Genomic DNA, 15777 nt, shown 5'->3' on the forward strand with positions numbered 1-15777 from the left:
GCATGACGCTCCGACGGACGGACCTTCCCTCCTCGGAGCTCATGACGCTCCTCGACGCGTGGCTGCCGGAGCGCCGGTGGTACCCCGTCAAGGGCGTCACGGTGCGGCACGTGCCGTGGCTGTCGTTCGCGCTCGACGTCCCGGCGACGGCCGGGCAGGACCCGGCGCGGGCCCCGCGCGTCGTCCTCCACCTGCTGCGGCTGCTCGGGGACGGCGTCGACCTCGTCGTCCAGGTGCCGCTCGTCCTCGAGCCGGTCGACGCGACGCCCGCGGCCCCGGGCGACGTGCGCACCCCGGGCGGCGCGGCCCCGTCCACCGGTCCGGGGCGCGCGCCCGCCGCGCCGCTCGGGACGGTGCACGACGCCGGGGGCGGCGTGACCGCCGGGACGGCCTGGCTCGTGCACGACGGCGCCGCGCACCCCGCGTGCTGGGCGGCGCTCCTGGCCGTCGCCGACTGGGAGACGTCCCCCGCGGCCGGGGCCGCGGACGCCGCCCCGCTCGACCTCGCGGGCGGGCGGGCGCTGAGCGTCGAGCAGTCGAACAGCTCGGTGCTGCTGCCCGGCGTCGCCGGCGGCACGATGCTCAAGGTCCTGCGGGCCATCGCGATCGGCCCCAACCCGGACGTGACGATCCCGCGCGCGCTCGCCGCCCAGGGGTGGGCGGGCGTGCCGCGACCGCTCGCGTGGCTCGAGGTGGGCTGGGACGCGACCGACGACCCGGCCGCTCCCGGGCACGCGCCCGACCCGGCGTCGCCCCGGTCGGCGCACCTCGCGATCCTCAGCGAGTTCGTCGACGGCGCGCGCGACGGCTTCGACCTGGCGTGCGCCTACGCCGGGCAGGGGTCGTCGTTCGCCGACCTCGCCGCAGACCTCGGCCGGGTCCTCGCCGACCTGCACGCCGCGCTCCGGCGCGCGTTCGACGTGGGCTCACCCGTCGACGCGCGCTGGCTCGTCGTCGACCTGCGGCGCCGCTCGGACGAGGCCGTCGCGTCGTCGAGCGCGCTCGGCCGGCGCGCGACCGAGATCGCCACGTTCTGGGACCGCACGGCCGTGCGGCTCGCGTCCGTCACGCGCGTCCCCGACGCCCTCCCACGGCTCCAGACCGTCCACGGCGACCTGCATCTCGGGCAGGTGCTGCACGCCCGCCGGTTCGGCTGGAAGGTGCTCGACTTCGAGGGCGAGCCGCTGCGACCGGTCGCGGAGCGCACCCGCCCCGACCTCGCCCTGCGCGACGTCGCCGGGATCGTGCGCTCGTTCGACTACGCGGCCGCCGTCGGGCGCGCTCCCGACGCCGCGTGGGCCGTCCAGGCGCGCGCCGCGTTCCTCGACGCGTACGAGCGCGCGGACACCGCGGGCGTCGACCACGCGACCTCGGAGGCGCTCGTCCGCGCGCTCACGCTCGACAAGGCGCTCTACGAGGTCGTCTACGAGTCGCGCAACCGTCCCGACTGGGAGCCCATCCCCCTCGCCGCCGTGGACCGCCTCCTCGCGGGCAACGCCTGACGTGCGCGGTCGCCCAGCCGCGCGCACCGGACCGTCCGGCGAGCCCGTCCTGTGAGGGTGCGCGGGACGTGGAAAGGTTGCCCCATGACCGGGCCCGCCGCTTCCGCCACCCCGCCCCCCGTCGTCGTGCCGCAGGACGCGCTCGCCGCGGCCGCGGGCGGGCGCACGTTCGACCCGCACGCCGTGCTCGGCCCGCACCTCGCGGACGCCGCCGCGGACGCGCGGGCCGTCGTCCGCGTCCTGCGCCCGCTCGCGGACGAGGTCGTCGTCGTCACCGCCGACGGCGAGCACCCGGCGGTGCACGAGCAGGACGGGGTGTGGGCCGCCGTCGTGCCGGTGCACCAGGACGCCGACGGCACCCGGCACGCCCCCGACTATCGCGTCCGTGCCCGCTACGGGCACGAGTCCACGACCGTGGACGACCCCTACCGGTTCCTGCCCACGCTCGGCGACGTCGACCTGCACCTGATCCGCGAGGGCCGGCACGAGGAGCTGTGGCGCGTGCTCGGCGCGAACGTGCGCACGTACCCGAGCGCGCTCGGCGACACGACCGGCACGGCGTTCGCCGTCTGGGCGCCCAACGCGCGCGCGGTCCGCGTCATCGGCGACTTCAACGGCTGGGGACCCACGCACCCGATGCGCTCGCTCGGGTCCACCGGGGTGTGGGAGCTCTTCGTCCCCGGCGTCGTCGCGGGCGCGCGCTACAAGTACGAGATCCTCGGGCCCGACGGCTCGTGGCGCCAGAAGGCCGACCCGCTCGCCAAGGCGGCCGAGGTGCCCCCGGCGACGGCGAGCGTCGTCGTCGAGTCCCGGTACGAGTGGTCCGACGACGCGTGGCTCGCCGAGCGCGCGGCGCACGACCCGCACACGCAGCCGCTCAGCATCTACGAGGTGCACCTCGGCTCGTGGCGCCAGGGCCTGTCCTACCGCGACCTCGCGGAGCAGCTCACGGCGTACGTCGTCGAGCAGGGGTTCACGCACGTCGAGCTCCTGCCCGTCGCCGAGCACCCGTTCGGCGGGTCGTGGGGCTACCAGGTCACGGGCTACTACGCCCCGACGTCCCGGTTCGGCCACCCCGACGACTTCCGCTACCTCGTCGACCGCCTGCACGCCGCCGGGATCGGCGTCGTCGTCGACTGGGTCCCCGCGCACTTCCCGCGCGACGAGTGGGCCCTCGCCCGCTTCGACGGCACGCCCTGCTACGAGCACGCCGACCCGCTGCGCGGCGAGCAGCCCGACTGGGGCACGTACGTCTTCGACTTCGGCCGCAACGAGGTCCGCAACTTCCTCGTCGCCAACGCCACCTACTGGCTCGAGGAGTTCCACGTCGACGCGCTGCGCGTCGACGCCGTCGCGTCCATGCTCTACCTCGACTACTCGCGCGGCCCCGGCCAGTGGCACCCCAACGTGCACGGGGGCCGCGAGAACCTCGAGGCCATCGCGTTCCTCCAGGAGGCCAACGCCACCGCGTACCGGCGCACGCCCGGCGTCATGATGATCGCCGAGGAGTCGACCGCGTGGCCGGGCGTCACCCGGCCCACCTCCGCGGGCGGCCTCGGGTTCGGGCTCAAGTGGAACATGGGCTGGATGAACGACTCCCTGCGCTACGTCGCCGAGGAGCCGATCAACCGCCGGTACCACCACCACGAGATCACGTTCTCCATGGTCTACGCGTACTCCGAGCAGTTCGTGCTCCCCATCAGCCACGACGAGGTCGTGCACGGCAAGGGCTCGCTCTACGGGAAGATGCCCGGCGACGACTGGCAGAAGCGCGCCGGCGTGCGCGCGTTCCTCGCCTACCAGTGGTCGCACCCCGGCAAGCAGCTCCTCTTCATGGGCAGCGAGATCGGCCAGCACTCCGAGTGGAACGAGGGCCGGTCGCTCGACTGGGACGGCCTCGCCGCCGACCCGGGCCGGCAGGGCGTGCAGCGCGTCGTGCGCGACCTCAACGCGCTGTACCGCGCGACCCCGGCCCTGTGGGAGCTCGACCACGACCCCGCGGGGTTCGAGTGGCTCGACGCCGACGACGCCGACCACAACGTCCTCGCCTACGTGCGCCGCGGGCGCGACGGCAGCGAGGTCGCCGTCGTCGTGAACTTCGCCGGGACGCCGCACGAGGGCTACCGCGTCGCGCTGCCGTCGGGCGGCGCGTGGCGCGAGGTCCTCAACACCGACGCGGAGGTCTACGGCGGGTCCGGGGTCGGCAACCTCGGCGAGGTCGAGGCGGAGCCCGTCCCGTGGAAGGGGCGCGCGTACTCCGCGGCCCTGCGCGTCCCGCCGCTCGGCGCGCTGTACCTCGTCCCGTCGCCGAGGTAGAGGCCCGGTCCGCCGAGGTAGAGGCCTGGTCCGCCGAGGTAGAGGCCTGGTTCGCCGAGGTCGTGGTCTGGTCGCCCTGGGTGGTGGGTGGGGCGGTGGCGCCGGGTCTACCATCCGCCGCTCGTTCCTCGCGGCTCCCGCCAGGCCCGCCACGACCCGGCGCCACCACCCCACCCACCGGGTTCGTCGCACCCCCGGCGCTGCCTCCTCAGCGCGACGGCAGCCGGTCTCCTCGCGGTGACCTCCATGCACGACGGCAGCAGCCGGTCACCTCGCGGTGACCTCCACGCACGACGGCGGCCGGTCACCTCACGGTGACCGGCCGCCGTCGTGCGTGACGCGGGTGCGTCGGTAGAGCGCGGGTGCGTCAGTACAAACTGATCGCGAGGCGCTGGCGGGCCTTGCCGACGCGGGGGTCGGTGGGGCCCACGACCTCGAAGTAGTCGAGGAGGCGCACGCGGAGCTTCTCCTTGCCGTCCGCGTCGGCGCCGGGCAGCAGGTCGAGGAGCCGGTCGAGGGCGTCGTCCACGTGCCCGCCGAGCAGGTCGAGGTCGGCGATGGCGAGCTGGGCGTCGACGTCCTGCGGTGCGGCGGCCGCCGCGGCGCGGACCGTCGCGAGGTCGGCGTCGCGGGTGCGCTGGAGGAGGCGGACCTGCGCGAGCCCCGCGACGGCGAGCGCGTCGCGCGGATCCTGCTTGATCGCCTTCTCGTAGGCCGCGACCGCGGCGTCGAGGTCGTCGCGCTCGATCGCGTCGTACGCCTCCTGGTGCAGCGGCGGGAGCTCCGGCTCCGGCTCCGCGGCGGGCTCCGCGGGGCGCTCGGGCTCGCCGTCGGCGCCCTGCGCGGGCGCACGACCGGTCACGCCGTTCGCCTCGGCCGCCTGGAGCACCTGGTCGAGCACGGCGCGCACCTGCTCGACGGGCGCGGCACCCTGGAACAGCGGCACGGGCTGACCCTGCAGGATCGCGACGACGGTCGGCACGCCCTGGACCTGGAACGCGGCCGTGATCTGCGGGTACGCCTGGGCGTCGACGCGGGCCAGGAGGAAGCGGCCGGCGTACTCGTCGGCCAGCGCGCCGAGGTCGGTGCCGAGCTGCGCGTTCGCCTGGTCCGTCGGGATCCACAGGAGCACGACGACGGGGTACTGCGCCGAGTCCTGGACGAGCTGGCCGAACGTCTCGTCCGTGACGTCGACGACGTACCCGCCCGCGGCGGGCGCGCCGCCCTCCTCGCCGGGCGGGGGTGACTGCGGCCTGGTCAGCGCGGACAGGTCGACCGCGCCGCGCACGTCGAACGTGGGCTGGGTGGGTTCGCTCATGGTCGCAATCCTACGGAGCGTCAGGAGTTCGCGACCGACGTCGCGACGTGCTCGTTGCCCACCACGCGGATCTTCTCCTCCGAGCCCGCGGGCGGCACGTAGAGCGCGACGACGTCGACGTAGCCGACCTTGAGCACGTTCGTCGGGGCCGCGCCCCCGTACAGCGCCTTGATCGACTCCGTGTCCGGCGGCACCTGCGCGCCCTCCTCGGCCGTCATCGACTCCTGCGAGGTCATCGCACCGACCACGAGCGCGCCGCCGTCCGCGGTGCGGACCGCGCGCACGGGCTCGTCCGGGTTGGGCGTGAAGGTCAGCGAGTAGGCGCCCGCGGCGGGCTGGAGCGCCGTCGTCCAGTCCTGCGCGCGCTTCGCGAGCAGGGTGCGGAACGAGTCCTCCTCGAAGGACCCCGCGAACCCGGAGCCCGTGCCGAGGTTGAGCACGTCGGCGTACTGCGCGACGGCGTCCGTCGGCGTGACGAGCAGGCTCGAGTCGTCGGGCGCGACGTCCTCGCTGCCGATGCTCGGGTCCGCGAAGCTCGGCATGGTGACGCCCGGGAGGAGGCGGACCCAGGCCCACAGCTGGTAGTCGCCGCGCGCGGTGTCCTGCTCCAGCACGGAGAGGCGCGGCGTCTGCAGGTTCTCGGGCTGCACGCTCACGGCGAACGACGTGCGCGGCCAGGTCTGCGTCGTCGGGATGACGACCTGCTGCGCCTCCGTCGGGAGCTCGGTCACGAGGTCGGCGCTGCCGCGCGCGGCGGCGACGGCGAGCTGGCTCGTGCGGATCGCGAGCGCCGGGCCCGTGACACGGCCCTCGAGCTGGGCCGCGTCGTTGGTCTCGCTCGCCGCCGCGAGCGCGGCGGCGACCGCGTCGAGCACGGCGGTCTCCTGCGCCTCGGTGAGGACGGGCGCGGGCGGGTCCTGCGTGGGGTCGGGCTCGGGCGTCGGGAGGGGTGCGGAGCAGGCGGCGAGCAGGAGCGCGCCGACCAGTCCCCCGGCCACCCCGCCGAGGTGACGACGGGCGCGGCGGGCGCGGGCCGTGTCGCGGGCGGTGCTGGTCATCGGGTGCTGTCCTTCGTCTCGTCCGGGTCGCTCTCGGGTGCGGGCGCCGGGGCGCTCTCGTCGCTGCCGGGCGTGAAGCCCCACGCCCGGCGCCAGGCGTCGGCGCGCGTGCTCGCGCTGTCCTCCGTGGTCGGGTGCGCGCTCGCGTCGACGGTCGGCTGGGCCGCGGTCCGCGGGCGGCGCTCGCCGCGCGCGACGGTCGGGATCTGGCCGGTGAGCCACGCGCGGCGCGGCTTCTGGGCGCGAGCCTGCTGCTGCGCGAGGCGGTCGGCCTCCTCGCGCTCGCGCAGCTCACGTCGCGTGAGCATGCGCACCTGGGCCGTGTCGGTCGGCACCTCGCCGTCGCGCGCGTCGCCGTCGTCGTCCGACGACGTGCCCGCCGTCGTGCCGGCCGGCGCGACCGCCGGGGTCGCGGAGGTCGCGGTGCCGCCCGAGGGCCCGCGGCGGCGCGGGCGCAGGCTCGCCGCGCCGATGCCGAGACCGAGGAGGATGAGCACGCCACCGCCGATGACGCCGGGCCACAGGAACGGCGTCTCGACCTGGCGCGGCCACGAGAGCTCGACGGTCGGGGCGACGGCGTCCTCGCCCACGCCGGCGGCGAGGAGCTGCCAGCGGCCGGGCTGGTCGGACCAGCGCAGGCTCGCCGAGCCAGCGCCCGTCGCCTCCTCCAGCCACATGTCGGAGCCCGCGGGGTCGACGCCGGCCACGGGCGTCTCCGCGGTCGCGTCGCCCTCGGCGGGCGTCTCTCCCTCGGCCGGGCTCTCGCCGTCGGCGGGCGCGTCGCCCTCCGCGGGCTCGTCCTCCGCGGCCGGCGCGTCGACGGCGCGCGTCGCGAGCGCGTCCCAGTCGGACAGGCCGGTGACCACGCCGTGCGGGTCCTCGCCGACCCACCCGGTCACGTCGGCCTCGCGGCCGATCGCGAGGGTGACCTGCTGCTCACCGGGTGCTGTCGCGCGGATCGTCACGTCCTCGGCGACGAGGTCGAGGACCCCGGGCGCGGTGACGAGCACCGTGCCGTCGCCGGTGTACGCCGTGGTCGCCACGACCGTGTCGCTGTCCCGCCAGACCGTGGCGGTCGCGACACCGAGGCCGGCGGCGACCAGCCCTCCCACGAGCAGGAGGGCGGCGATGGTTCGTTGCAGCACCGAGGTTCCCTTCGTCGATCGACGTTCAAGGATAGGTGCGAAACCCCTCGTGGATCGACCGAGACGCCTCGCCTGTGGATCCTCACGAACCGTTCACGTGCCCCTCCCGGGACGGTCTCACCGCTCCCAGGGAACGTCGTGCCCGGCGGCCGAGAGGGCCGCCGTTCCCACGAGGGACGACCGCGCGCGCAGCACTGCGACCATCGTCTCACCCCCACCAATCCGGGTATTCAGGACAGCGTGATCCCCGTATCCTGGTCGGAGCACGGCGGGGCCGTGGCACGACCGCCGCGCCCTCCCTCCCCGGGAGGGGACGCCGACCGGCGGCGGAAGCCGCGACGACTCAGCACCGGAGGTCATCGACGTGTCCGACGAGCGCACGCTCTTCCCCATCACGATGCGCGGGTACGACCGCGTCCAGGTCGAGGCCCAGCTCGCGAGGCTGGAGAAGGCCGTGGAGGACGCGCGGGCGCGCGTCGAGGCGGCGGACGCCCGCGCCATGCAGCTCACGAGCGAGCTCAACGACGCGCAGCGCCAGCTCCGCGAGGCGGACCGGCCGTCGTACGCGGGGCTCGGGTCCCGCATCGAGCAGCTCCTGCGCTCGGCGGAGGAGCAGTCGGCGGACATCCTGTCGCAGGCCAACGCCCAGGCGGCCGACATCATGGCCCGCGCGAAGCTCTCGGCGGGCCAGGTCCGGTCCCGTGCCGAGAACGAGGTCGCCGAGCTGCTCAACAGCGCACGCCTGGAGTCGGAGGAGATCCGCTCCACGAGCGCGTCCGAGGCCGAGGGCACCCTGCTCAGCGCCCAGCGCCGCGCGGAGGAGCTGGTCGGCTCCGCGGAGCGCGAGGCCGCGCGCATCCACAGCGCGCTCGCCACGGAGGAGAGCGAGCGCCGCGCGTCGCTCGAGCGTGAGCTCGGCACGCTGCGCGCGACGGCGGAGCGTGAGACCACGGAGCTGCGCGTCACGACCGAGCGCGAGGCCGCGGAGCTCCGCGCGCGCGTCGCGGCGGAGACGGCGGCGCAGCGCGAGGCCGCCGAGCGCGAGTCGGCCGAGCTGCTGGAGAACGCCCGTCGCGAGGCGCAGCGCCAGGTGGACGAGGCGCAGCGCAAGGCGACCGAGGCGGCGAACGCCGTCACGTCCGAGATGGAGACGCTGCGCGACCAGGCCCGCACCGCCCTCGCGGACGCCGAGCTCGAGGTCGTGCGTCGCCGCGAGGAGGCGGAGCGCGAGAACGCCGAGCGTCACGCCGCCGCCAAGGCGGAGACGGAGAAGCTCGTCGCGACGGCCGAGGAGCACGCCGCGGAGGCGGAGAAGCGTGTCGCCCACGCGCTCCAGCAGGCGGAGAAGGTCCGCAGCGAGTCCGACGCGTACGTGAAGGACCTCCTGTCGACGGCGCGCCGGAACGCCGACCAGGTCGTCGCCGAGGCCCGCGCGTTCGCCGACCAGACGGTGAGCGACGCGAAGGCCGAGGCCGAGCAGCAGCGCAACGTCGCCCAGCGCCAGCTCGAGGACCTCACGCGTCAGCACGACTCGATCAACACCTACCTCGACGAGCTGCGCGGGCTGCTCGGCAGCGAGAACGAGGCCGCGAAGGCTCCCGCGAAGAAGGCCGTGCCCTCCGGGACCCCCGCCCAGCAGGCGCGCGCCGCGACGCTCATGACGGCCGAGTTCCCGGTCGTCCCGGACGAGTCCGGGCAGCGGGTCGGGACGGTCGAGGCGCCGGCGAAGGGTGGCTCCGCGGCGCCCGCCGACGCGCGGCCGAGCGACACGAAGACGGCCGACACCAAGCAGGCCGGCCCGAAGTCGAGCGGCACGAAGACGGCCGACGCGAAGCCCGACGCCCCCGCCTCGGCCTGACGCCGTGCCGGCCACCGCGGGCCCGTCGGGTCCCTCGGGGTCCGCTGCCGACGACTGGCGTCGGCAGCGGACCGAGGCCGCCGCGCACCAGCAGCGCGAGCTCGACCGGCAGCGCGCCCGCGAGAGCGACGCGGCCCGGGTCCTGCTCGCCGACTTCGTCGCGCGGGCACGCGACCGGGGCCTCGCTCCCGAGCCGCTCCGCGCCCGCGCGTTCGACGGCACCGCGACGTTCCGCACCCCGCTCCGCGGGTGGTACCTGCGCCGCAACCACAGCGTCGCCGTCGGCGAGGACGGCGAGTTCTACGTGCTCTCGGTGCCCGGCGGCGTGCGCGCGCGCCTGCGGGGCGTCGCGGTCGAACCGTCCGACCCGCCGCTCGTGCTGGGCAAGGGCGGCCGGGACGGCGAGTCCATCGACCTCGCCGACGCGCTCGCGCTCGTGCTCGACGGGCGCTGACCCGCGGTCAGCGGTTCAGACGGTCGCCCGCGCCAGGAGGTCCGCGAGCGCGTCGGCCACCGCGGCGGGGTCCTCGACCGCGCTCATGTGGCCCGCGCCCGTCACCTGCACGAGCTGCGCGGTCGGCGCCGCGGCGACCATGTGCTCCGCCTCCGCCACCGGCGTGACCTGGTCCTCCTCGCCCACGACCACCGCGACCGGCCCCGCGAAGCCCGCGAGGACGGACGTGCGGTCGCAGCGGGCCGCCATCGCCCGCTGCGACCACGCGACGCCGTCGGGCCGCTGAGCGCGGATCCACTCCTCGAGCCGAGCGGTCAGGTGCGGGCGCGCGGCCTTGCTCGTCTCGCCGAGGAGCACCCCCGGCATGCCGAGGACCGGCTCGACGGTCTGCGTGCTCGCCGCCTCGTCGGCGATGCGCAGGCGGTTCGCGCGCGCGTCGTCGGAGTCCGCGGTGGACTTGGTGTCCACCAGCCCGAGCCCCGCGACCAGCTCCGGCCGGCGCTCCGCGAGCGCGAGGGCCACGTAGCCGCCCATCGACAGGCCCGCGACGACCGCGCGCGTGATCCCCGCCGCGGCGAGCGCGTCCGCGGTCGCGTCGGCCGCCGCCTCGATCGACGGCGGCTCGCCCCCCAGCGGGCTCGCGCCCAGGCCGGGGAGGTCGACCGCGACGACGGTGGGCTCGCCCGGCAGGGCTTCCGCGACGTCCACCCACATCCGGTGGTCGAGCGGGAAGCCGTGCAGCAGCACGAGCGGTGTCCCGTACCCCTCGCGCAGCGTGAAGGTCTCGAGCGGTGCCGTCGTCACGTGGTCCTCCTGGGGTCGGTCGGGTACGCGCGGCGCCGCGCGCCGCGGCGGTGGGTCAGTCGACGACGCCGTCGGACCGGCTCGCGTCGTAGCTCGCCTGGTCCGAGTCGGCCGTGTCGCGGTCGGCCGTGCCGCTCGCGTCGCCGTCCCACGTGGTCGGCAGCGGCAGCGGGAAACCGGGACGCACGTGCCCCACGATCTCGTCGAGCACGCGCCGCACCGACGACTCCCCCACCCACAGGTGCTTGGCGCCCTCGACGCCGATCACCTCGGCGTTCCGCACGCGCGCGAAGCGTCGGCGCGCCTCGTCGGGCCGCAGGTAGTCGTCGAGCTCGGGCACGAGGACCACGAGCGGCTTGCCGAACGCGTCCCAGCGGTCGAGGTCGGCGTCCGTCGCGCGGTGCAGCGGGGGCGAGAGGAGGATCGCGCCCTCCACCGCCGGGTCCGTGCCGTGCTTGAGCGCGAGCTCCGTGCCGAACGACCATCCCACGAGCCACCGGTTCGGCAGGTCGTGGAACTCGGCGAACTCGATCGCCGCCGCGACGTCGAAGCGCTCGGCCTCGCCGCCGTCGAACGCGCCCTCGCTCGTCCCGCGCGGGGACGACGTGCCGCGCGTGTTGAACCGCAGCACGGCGAGGTCCGCGAGCGCCGGCAGACGCCACGCCGCCTTCCGGTAGACGTGCGAGTCCATGTACCCGCCGTGCGTCGGCAGCGGGTGCAGCGTGACGAGGGTCGCGACCGGGTCGCGGTCCGCGGGGAGCGCCAGCTCGCCGACGAGCGTGAGGCCGTCCGCGGTGTGCAGCTCGACGTCCTCGCGCCGCGCGGGCAGGACGCTGAGCGACCGGATGGGGGTCGGCTCCGTCGAGGCTCGGGCGGGATCGGGCGCGGTCTCGGGTGCGGTGCTCATCGTCCCGAGCCTAGTGCGTCTACCGCGGCCGACGGCGGTCGCGCGCCTCCCAGCACGACCTGTGCCAGTGGCGACGGTGGTCGAGCGCCGTCTCGGCCCCGAAGAAGGAGTCCTCCTGCCACGCCACGACGTGCCCGGTGCCGGGCGGGATCTCCTGCTGGCAGCCCGGGCAGAGGTAGGTCTTCGCGCCGCCGCGCACCGTGCGGACCTGCCACTCGCCGTCGGCTCCCGACTCCCGGCGCGCGCCGCCGAGGGCGCGGTCCAGGTCGAGGGGCGCGGGCTCCGCGCCCCAGGGTCGCTTGCGGGACGGTCGACGGGACGGCATGGGCCCATTCTCCCCCGCGGCCCGCCGGGGACCTCCCAGCAGGCGTCCAGTCTCGACCGCTAGAGTGTCCGCGCCGGTGCTGCACCCGGCGTCCGACCGCGAGGTGACCCGACCCCGGGCGCCGACGACCGCCGTCGTGCGGGTGCGGCCCAGACCCGACGGCCCCGCCGTCCCCCCGACCGAAGGACCCTCCTCGTGAAGCACCGCACCCTGCGCGGCGTCGCCGCGCTCACCCTGGGCGCCGCCCTCGTCCTCTCCGGCTGCTCGTCGGAGGGCGGCGGTTCCGACGACGAGACGTCGGCGAGCCCGTCCGCCTCCGACGGCGCGACGTCGTCGCCCGAGGACGTCGCGGCGCTCGAGGCCGTGACGGTCACGGGCGACCCCGGCAGCGAGCCGACCGTCGAGTTCGAGGCCCCGCTCGAGGTCTCGGGCCCGGTCGCGCTCTCGCTCGGGGACGGCGACGGCGACGAGATCGCGAAGGGCCAGGAGGTGACGCTGCACCAGGCCGCGTACTCCGGCACGGACGCGTCCAAGCTCGGCTCCACGTGGGAGGACGACTCGGCGCAGCAGATCGTCCTCGACGACCAGGTGTACCCCCAGCTGCTCGAGGCGCTGGTCGGCAAGAAGGTCGGCACACGCTTCCTGTTCGCCGCCCCGGGGCAGGACGGCAGCGCCGTCCTCACCGTCGCGGAGGTCACCGAGGTCCGGGACGCCCCCGTCGCGCCCGACCCCGCCGACGTGCCGGACCGCGCGGAGGGCGAGGCCGTGACCCCGGCCGAGGGGCTGCCCGTCGTCACGCTCGACGACACGGGCAAGCCGTCGGTCGAGATCCCCGCGGGCTACACCGCCCCGACCGAGCTCGTCGTGCAGCCGCTCATCAAGGGCAGCGGCCCCGAGGTCACCGAGGACCAGACGGTCATCGCGCACTACACGGGCTGGAAGCTCGACGGCGAGCAGTTCGACTCGTCGTGGGACCGTGGTGAGCCCTCCACCTTCCCGCTGAGCGGCGTCGTCGCCGGCTGGACCCAGGGCCTCTCCGGCCAGACCGTCGGGAGCCAGGTGCTCCTCGTCATCCCGCCGTCGCTCGGCTACGGCGAGAAGAGCGACACGAACACGCACGAGCTCGCGGGCGAGACGCTCGTCTTCGTCGTGGACATCCTCGCGGCCTACTGACCTGCCGCCGCATCACGGAGGGCCGCACCCCGCTCGGGGTGCGGCCCTCCGCGCGTCCGGGGCGTGTCGGGCGGGGCGTGGGCGGGTCGTAGGCTCGACGCATGACGGACGCCTCCACGACCTCGGTCCCACCCGTGCCCGACGACGCCCCCACACCCCCCGCGGCCGCACCGCCCGAGCGCGAGGTGCTCACGTGGGAGACCTTCGGCGTCGCCGCGCGCGAGCTCGCCGAGCAGGTCGTCGCGAGCGGGTTCCGCCCGGAGGTCGTCGTCGCGGTCGCCCGCGGGGGACTCCTGCCCGGCGGCGCGGTCGCGTACGCGCTCGGGACCAAGGGCGTGGGCACGCTCAACGTGGAGTTCTACACCGACATCGGCCAGACCCTCACCGACCCGCGGGTGCTGCCGCCCCTCATGGACACGTCCGACCTGCCGGGCGCGCACGTGCTCGTGGTCGACGACGTCGCCGACTCCGGCCGGACGCTCGCCCTGGTCATGGACATGCTCAGCACCCACGGGGCCGAGGCCCGCTCCGCGGTGCTCTACACGAAGCCGCGCACGATCATCCAGCCGGACTACTCGTGGAAGGACACCGACCTCTGGATCACGTTCCCGTGGTCGGCCGACCCGCCCGTCGAGGGCGCGCAGTCCCGGCCGAACGACTGACGCCGGCAAGGCCGGCGACTCGCCATACACGAGCCGCCGGCCTCACCTTCGTTGGCTGAGGGCTACCGCCCCCGACCCGCGCCGTTCTTCGTCGGGTCGACCATCTGGTACTGCTGACCAGCACGAGGCGTTGGAGGAAGCGGCTTGTTGCGAATCACAGTCCGCTCCTCACCAGTTCGACCGCCACGCGGGCCCACGATCTCGACCTGACCTGAACGCTGAGCCCGCTCACCGGGCTTTTGAGTAGAAGACACTTGCGTGCCCCTTCCCGCACCGGCCGAAGTGACTTTCTCCACGTACCCGTCGGTAGGCAGCGCTTCGATCGTCACGATAGAGTCGAAGAGTTCGGCCAAGAACACCATCGACCCCGCTCAGCCGTGGACCGTATCGTCCAGCACCGTGCTGAACGGGGTCGTTGTGCGTTTGTGTCCTGCCGCGATCACCCGGCAGGAAACCTGTATGACTAGAAGTCCCAGTCGTCGTCCTCGGTGTTGACGGCCTTGCCGATGACGTACGACGAGCCGGACCCGGAGAAAAAGTCGTGGTTCTCGTCGGCGTTCGGCGAGAGCGCCGAGAGGATCGCCGGGTTGACGTCGGTCTCGTCCTTGGGGAAGAGCGCCTCGTAGCCGAGGTTCATGAGCGCCTTGTTGGCGTTGTACCGCAGGAACTTCTTGACGTCCTCGGTGAGCCCGACGCCGTCGTAGAGGTCCTCCGTGTACTGCACCTCGTTCTCGTACAGCTCGAAGAGCAGCTCGAACGTGTACGCCTTGAGCTCGTCGCGCTCCTCCGAGGAGAGCTTCTCGAGACCCTTCTGGAACTTGTAGCCGATGTAGTACCCGTGCACGGCCTCGTCGCGGATGATGAGGCGGATGAGGTCGGCCGTGTTCGTCAGCTTGGCGCGCGACGACCAGTACATCGGCAGGTAGAAGCCGGAGTAGAAGAGGAACGACTCGAGCAGCGTGCTCGCGACCTTGCGCTTGAGCGGCGAGTCGCCCTTGTAGTACTCCATGACGATCTCGGCCTTGCGCTGGAGGTTCGGGTTCTCCTCCGACCAGCGGAACGCGTCGTCGATCTCACGCGTGGAGCACAGCGTCGAGAAGATCGACGAGTAGCTCTTGGCGTGCACCGACTCCATGAACGCGATGTTGGTGTACACCGCCTCCTCGTGCGGCGTGATCGCGTCGGGGATGAGCGAGACCGCGCCGACCGTGCCCTGGATCGTGTCCAGCAGCGTGAGGCCGGTGAACACGCGCATCGTGAGCTCCTGCTCCTGCGCGGTGAGCGTGTTCCACGACTGGATGTCGTTCGACACCGGCACCTTCTCGGGCAGCCAGAAGTTCCCGACGAGGCGGTCCCACACCTCGAGGTCCTTCTCGTCCTCGAGACGGTTCCAGTTGATCGCGCTCACGCGATCGATGAGCTTGAGCTTCCCGGTGGGACTCATGCCGGATTCTCTCCTTCGGGTAGACGCGGGGACTGCTGCTCCGCGTCAGCGATACAGAACTTGCACGTCGGGCTGGTGCGGCCCTTGTTCGTGTGATGACGGGTGTGAGCACTTCGCGCGCTCGACGGCTTGGGCACACCCTTCTGGGCGGCCGATCGCTTGGCACGAGTCTCCTCGCTCGCCGTCCTACCGTAGTTCGGGTTCAGCTCACCGCGCCGCATGGCCGAGAGCGCCGCGCGAGCCTCGGGCGACATCGTGTGCCCGTAGCTCGGGTGCTCCGGCCCGAACTTCCCGTAGTTGGGGTTCTCCGGCCCGACGAACGTCCCCTTGCGCTGCTCCGACCAGAGTGCACGCTGCTCGTCCGAGTGCTTGTGACCGAAGAACGGGTTGAGCTCACCCGGGCGGCTGACCCCCTTGCGTCCTGTCGACCTGACCCGAGCCGCCTCGCGCTGCTCCGCGGTCCAGACGACTCCGGTCGGACCGAGCCCGCCGTCTGACACGTTCAGCAGCCGATGCCCGGTGGCGCGCAAGAACTCGATCCACTCAATCTCAGACTCACCGAGTGACTCCAGGTCTCCGAGAGCCGTCTCCAGGACATCGACCACGATGTCATGCTCGCCATGCTTGCGCAGCCAGTCGCAGAACGGCGTCCTCTGACCATCGCGCGCGTTCCGCAAGTGCTGGCGAAGCCGACGCGACGCAGCCTTCGTCGTGAGCCCGACGTAGCGGTACTCGTCGGACTCGCGCAGGCGGATGCCATACACGAGTCCGACGGGGACTCTGACCGCGAGGATCTCGTCGATCACGGTTC

General features: G+C 74.1%; 14 protein-coding genes. 6 read left to right on the plus strand and 8 right to left on the minus strand.

Features of this window, described 5'->3' with window-relative positions; all coding sequences use genetic code 11:
- Nucleotides 1-2 precede the first annotated feature (2 nt).
- Together E1O70_RS12545 and glgB are read left to right on the plus strand one after the other, a co-directional pair.
- The gene (locus tag E1O70_RS12545; protein WP_061269340.1) at nucleotides 3-1502 is read left to right on the plus strand and encodes a hypothetical protein; all 1500 of its coding nucleotides are present in this window, start codon (nucleotides 3-5) and stop codon (nucleotides 1500-1502) included.
- Between the two features lie 84 nt (nucleotides 1503-1586).
- Nucleotides 1587-3818: a 1,4-alpha-glucan branching protein GlgB gene (gene glgB, locus E1O70_RS12550; protein ID WP_061269341.1), complete on the plus strand. Its 2232-nt coding sequence runs from the start codon at nucleotides 1587-1589 to the stop codon at nucleotides 3816-3818.
- A gap of 367 nt (nucleotides 3819-4185) precedes the next feature.
- Here glgB and E1O70_RS12555 read toward each other — a convergent pair whose 3' ends face one another.
- From E1O70_RS12555 to E1O70_RS12565, 3 genes are read right to left on the minus strand one after another with little or no spacing between them, the layout of a single operon-like run.
- On the minus strand, nucleotides 4186-5136 hold the full coding sequence (locus E1O70_RS12555) for a tetratricopeptide repeat protein (protein ID WP_034653561.1): 951 nt from the start codon (nucleotides 5134-5136) through the stop codon (nucleotides 4186-4188).
- A 20-nt stretch (nucleotides 5137-5156) separates the two neighbouring features.
- Nucleotides 5157-6194 carry a DUF8094 domain-containing protein gene (locus E1O70_RS12560; RefSeq protein ID WP_061268791.1) on the minus strand — a complete coding sequence of 346 codons (1038 nt, stop codon included), beginning with the start codon at nucleotides 6192-6194 and terminating at the stop codon, nucleotides 5157-5159.
- Nucleotides 6191-7339: a hypothetical protein gene (locus tag E1O70_RS12565; protein WP_061268790.1), complete on the minus strand. Its 1149-nt coding sequence runs from the start codon at nucleotides 7337-7339 to the stop codon at nucleotides 6191-6193. Before E1O70_RS12565 ends, E1O70_RS12560 begins: the two co-directional genes overlap by 4 nt.
- A 364-nt stretch (nucleotides 7340-7703) precedes the next feature.
- Between E1O70_RS12565 and E1O70_RS12570 the strand changes: the two genes are divergently transcribed.
- Nucleotides 7704-9197 carry a coiled-coil domain-containing protein gene (locus E1O70_RS12570; RefSeq protein ID WP_240696690.1) on the plus strand — a complete coding sequence of 498 codons (1494 nt, stop codon included), beginning with the start codon at nucleotides 7704-7706 and terminating at the stop codon, nucleotides 9195-9197.
- Nucleotides 9198-9201: 4 nt separating this feature from the next.
- Complete coding sequence (locus E1O70_RS12575) at nucleotides 9202-9651, plus strand: hypothetical protein (protein ID WP_061268789.1); 450 nt, start codon at nucleotides 9202-9204, stop codon at nucleotides 9649-9651.
- Nucleotides 9652-9666: 15 nt separating this feature from the next.
- Here the strand turns inward: E1O70_RS12575 and E1O70_RS12580 are convergent, their stop codons facing one another.
- The 3 genes from E1O70_RS12580 to E1O70_RS12590 are packed head-to-tail and all read right to left on the minus strand — an operon-like array spanning nucleotide 9667 to nucleotide 11687.
- The gene (locus E1O70_RS12580; RefSeq protein ID WP_061268788.1) at nucleotides 9667-10455 is read right to left on the minus strand and encodes an alpha/beta fold hydrolase; all 789 of its coding nucleotides are present in this window, start codon (nucleotides 10453-10455) and stop codon (nucleotides 9667-9669) included.
- A gap of 55 nt (nucleotides 10456-10510) precedes the next feature.
- Nucleotides 10511-11362: an alpha/beta hydrolase gene (locus E1O70_RS12585; RefSeq protein ID WP_061268787.1), complete on the minus strand. Its 852-nt coding sequence runs from the start codon at nucleotides 11360-11362 to the stop codon at nucleotides 10511-10513.
- A gap of 19 nt (nucleotides 11363-11381) precedes the next feature.
- Nucleotides 11382-11687 (minus strand): hypothetical protein, encoded by a 306-nt coding sequence (locus tag E1O70_RS12590; protein WP_061268786.1) that lies wholly within the window; start codon nucleotides 11685-11687, stop codon nucleotides 11382-11384.
- 195 nt (nucleotides 11688-11882) lie between these two features.
- On the opposite strand from E1O70_RS12590, the gene E1O70_RS12595 reads away from it, so the two are divergent.
- Nucleotides 11883-12860, plus strand: a complete 978-nt coding sequence (locus tag E1O70_RS12595; RefSeq protein WP_061268785.1) for an FKBP-type peptidyl-prolyl cis-trans isomerase — start codon at nucleotides 11883-11885, stop codon at nucleotides 12858-12860.
- Between the two features lie 101 nt (nucleotides 12861-12961).
- The gene (locus E1O70_RS12600; RefSeq protein WP_082774712.1) at nucleotides 12962-13522 is read left to right on the plus strand and encodes a phosphoribosyltransferase; all 561 of its coding nucleotides are present in this window, start codon (nucleotides 12962-12964) and stop codon (nucleotides 13520-13522) included.
- A gap of 463 nt (nucleotides 13523-13985) precedes the next feature.
- Here E1O70_RS12600 and nrdF read toward each other — a convergent pair whose 3' ends face one another.
- Together nrdF and E1O70_RS12615 are read right to left on the minus strand one after the other, a co-directional pair.
- Nucleotides 13986-14966, minus strand: coding sequence for a class 1b ribonucleoside-diphosphate reductase subunit beta (nrdF, locus tag E1O70_RS12610; protein ID WP_061268784.1), 981 nt, complete (start codon nucleotides 14964-14966; stop codon nucleotides 13986-13988).
- A complete protein-coding gene (locus tag E1O70_RS12615) occupies nucleotides 14963-15772 on the minus strand; it encodes an NUMOD3 domain-containing DNA-binding protein (RefSeq protein WP_061268783.1) in 810 nt (269 codons plus the stop codon). Before E1O70_RS12615 ends, nrdF begins: the two co-directional genes overlap by 4 nt.
- Nucleotides 15773-15777 lie beyond the last annotated feature (5 nt).

The organism is Cellulosimicrobium funkei (assembly GCF_004519295.1).
GTDB lineage: Bacteria > Actinomycetota > Actinomycetes > Actinomycetales > Cellulomonadaceae > Cellulosimicrobium > Cellulosimicrobium funkei.

Bases quoted from the DNA above. Each gene is read 5' to 3' on its own strand.
- E1O70_RS12545 (WP_061269340.1), top strand. From the start codon at position 3: ATGACGCTCCGACGGACGGACCTTCCCTCCTCGGAGCTCATGACGCTC.
- glgB (WP_061269341.1), top strand. From the start codon at position 1,587: ATGACCGGGCCCGCCGCTTCCGCCACCCCGCCCCCCGTCGTCGTGCCG.
- E1O70_RS12555 (WP_034653561.1), bottom strand. From the start codon at position 5,136: ATGAGCGAACCCACCCAGCCCACGTTCGACGTGCGCGGCGCGGTCGAC.
- E1O70_RS12560 (WP_061268791.1), bottom strand. From the start codon at position 6,194: ATGACCAGCACCGCCCGCGACACGGCCCGCGCCCGCCGCGCCCGTCGT.
- E1O70_RS12585 (WP_061268787.1), bottom strand. From the start codon at position 11,362: ATGAGCACCGCACCCGAGACCGCGCCCGATCCCGCCCGAGCCTCGACG.
- E1O70_RS12590 (WP_061268786.1), bottom strand. From the start codon at position 11,687: ATGCCGTCCCGTCGACCGTCCCGCAAGCGACCCTGGGGCGCGGAGCCC.
- E1O70_RS12600 (WP_082774712.1), top strand. From the start codon at position 12,962: ATGACGGACGCCTCCACGACCTCGGTCCCACCCGTGCCCGACGACGCC.
- nrdF (WP_061268784.1), bottom strand. From the start codon at position 14,966: ATGAGTCCCACCGGGAAGCTCAAGCTCATCGATCGCGTGAGCGCGATC.